We start from the raw sequence: 3,227 nt of genomic DNA, 5'->3' as shown, positions 1-3,227 counted from the left end.
GTATCTGTGTGTTGTTTCAGATACCGCACAGTGGACGCGTAGCTTCTTTGTGGTAAGTCCTCGGCCTATTAGTACCAGTCACCTGCATGCATTACTGCACTTCCAGTTCTGGCCTATCAACCCGGTGGTCTGCCGGGGGCCTTACCCCCTCGAGGGGGTGAGAAACCTCATCTTGGAACAGGCTTCCCGCTTAGATGCTTTCAGCGGTTATCCCTTCCGAACGTAGCTAACCAGCGGTGCTCCTGGCGGAACAACTGGCACACCAGAGGTTCGTCCGTCCCGGTCCTCTCGTACTAGGGACAGCCTTCCTCAAGTTTCTAACGCGCGCGGCGGATAGAGACCGAACTGTCTCACGACGTTCTAAACCCAGCTCGCGTGCCGCTTTAATGGGCGAACAGCCCAACCCTTGGGACCTACTCCAGCCCCAGGATGCGACGAGCCGACATCGAGGTGCCAAACCATCCCGTCGATATGGACTCTTGGGGAAGATCAGCCTGTTATCCCCGGGGTACCTTTTATCCGTTGAGCGACACCGCTTCCACTTGCCGGTGCCGGATCACTAGTCCCGACTTTCGTCCCTGCTCGACCTGTCAGTCTCACAGTCAAGCTCCCTTGTGCACTTGCACTCGACACCTGATTGCCAACCAGGCTGAGGGAACCTTTGGGCGCCTCCGTTACATTTTGGGAGGCAACCGCCCCAGTTAAACTACCCACCAGGCACTGTCCCTGAACCAGATCATGGTCCGAGGTTAGAGGTCCAATTCGATCAGAGTGGTATTTCAACAACGACTCCACGATAACTGGCGTCACCGTTTCACAGTCTCCCACCTATCCTACACAAACCGAACCGAACACCAATACCAAGCTGTAGTGAAGGTCCCGGGGTCTTTTCGTCCTGCCGCGCGTAACGAGCATCTTTACTCGTAATGCAATTTCGCCGAGTCTACGGTTGAGACAGCTGAGAAGTCGTTACGCCATTCGTGCAGGTCGGAACTTACCCGACAAGGAATTTCGCTACCTTAGGATGGTTATAGTTACCACCGCCGTTTACTGGGGCTTAAATTCTCAGCTTCGCTCCCGAAGGAACTAACCGGTCCTCTTAACCTTCCAGCACCGGGCAGGCGTCAGTCCGTATACATCGTCTTACGACTTCGCACGGACCTGTGTTTTTAGTAAACAGTCGCTTCTCACTGGTCTCTGCGGCCCCACCCAGCTCAGACAGTAAATGTCGTCACCAAACAGGGCCCCCCTTCTCCCGAAGTTACGGGGGCATTTTGCCGAGTTCCTTAACCATAGTTATCTCGATCGCCTTAGTATTCTCTACCTGACCACCTGTGTCGGTTTGGGGTACGGGCCGTGTGAAAGCTCGCTAGAGGCTTTTCTCGGCAGCATAGGATCACTGAATTCGCCTCAATCGGCTACGCATCACGTCTCAGGCTATGTGTGACCCGGATTTGCCTAGGTCACGCCCTACACGCTTACACCAGTATTACCACTGACTGGCTCAGCTACCTTCCTGCGTCACCCCATCGCTTGGCTACTACCAGATCAGGTCCCATGCATCCACCAACTCGAGACCCGAAGGTCTTCTCGTGGCTTCAGGATGGTTAGTATCACTGATTCACCATGGGCGCGTTCACACGGGTACGGGAATATCAACCCGTTGTCCATCGGCTACGCCTGTCGGCCTCGTCTTAGGTCCCGACTCACCCTGGGCGGATTAACCTGGCCCAGGAACCCTTGGTCATTCGGCGGACGAGTTTCTCACTCGTCTTTCGCTACTCATGCCTGCATTCTCACTCGTGTGGCCTCCACGGCTAGGTCACCCTGCCGCTTCCATGGCCACACGACGCTCCCCTACCCATCCACACACCTGCCCAACACTCCGCAGAGTGAAGGGGGGCTATTGCGTGAATGCCGCAGCTTCGGTGGTGTACTTGAGCCCCGCTACATTGTCGGCGCAGGATCACTTGACCAGTGAGCTATTACGCACTCTTTCAAGGGTGGCTGCTTCTAAGCCAACCTCCTGGTTGTCTTCGCGACCCCACATCCTTTTCCACTTAGTACACGCTTAGGGACCTTAGCTGGCGATCTGGGCTGTTTCCCTCTCGACTACGAACCTTATCGCCCGCAGTCTCACTGCCGCGCTCTCACTCACCGGCATTCGGAGTTTGGCTGATTTCGGTAAGCTTGTGGGCCCCCTAGACCATCCAGTAGCTCTACCTCCGGTGAGAAACACGCGACGCTGCACCTAAATGCATTTCGGGGAGAACCAGCTATCACGGAGTTTGATTGGCCTTTCACCCCTACCCACAACTCATCCCCTCAGTTTTCAACCTAAGTGGGTTCGGTCCTCCACGACGTCTTACCGTCGCTTCAACCTGGCCATGGGTAGATCACTCCGCTTCGGGTCTAGAGCATGCCACTACGATCGCCCTATTCGGACTCGCTTTCGCTACGGCTACCCCACACGGGTTAACCTCGCGACATGCCACTAACTCGCAGGCTCATTCTTCAAAAGGCACGCCATCACCCCCAACAGTAAACTGTTCGAAGGCTCTGACGGATTGTAAGCGCACGGTTTCAGGTACTATTTCACTCCCCTCCCGGGGTACTTTTCACCTTTCCCTCACGGTACTAGTCCGCTATCGGTCACCAGGGAGTATTCAGGCTTATCGGGTGGTCCCGACAGATTCACACCAGATTTCACGGGCCCGGTGCTACTTGGGTTTCCATTACAACAGTCACAAAGTTTTCGTGTACGGGATTCTCACCCTCTACGACAGGCCGTTCCAGACCACTTCCACTAACCCTGTGATTTCTTACTGTTGGCCTGCTCGGCAGAACAGACAAAATGAACCCCACAACCCCACGAATGCAACACCTGCCGGCTATCACACACCCATGGTTTAGCCTCTTCCGCTTTCGCTCGCCACTACTCACGGAATCACGGTTGTTTTCTCTTCCTGTGGGTACTGAGATGTTTCACTTCCCCACGTTCCCTCCACACGCCCTATATATTCAGGCGCGGGTAACACGACATCACTCGTGCTGGGTTTCCCCATTCGGACATCCTCGGATCACAGCTCGGTTGACAGCTCCCCGAGGCTTATCGCAGCCTCCTACGTCCTTCATCGGCTCCTGGTGCCAAGGCATCCACCGTACGCTCTTCATTACTTACAACAAAGATGCTCGCGTCCACTGTGCAGTTCTCAAACAACACACAA

Annotated in this window: 1 rRNA gene; it reads right to left on the bottom strand. The window is 55.1% G+C overall.

The window, feature by feature from the left end:
• Window positions 1–48: 48 nt before the first annotated feature.
• Window positions 49–3,183, bottom strand: a 23S ribosomal RNA gene (locus QM596_RS29545).
• Window positions 3,184–3,227: the final 44 nt, after the last annotated feature.

The organism is Rhodococcus sp. IEGM 1406, assembly GCF_030056745.1.
Taxonomy (GTDB): Bacteria; Actinomycetota; Actinomycetes; order Mycobacteriales; family Mycobacteriaceae; genus Rhodococcus_F; species Rhodococcus_F erythropolis.
The sequence above is the reverse complement of the archived record's forward strand: the minus strand, read 5'-3'. Positions and strand labels throughout refer to the sequence as shown.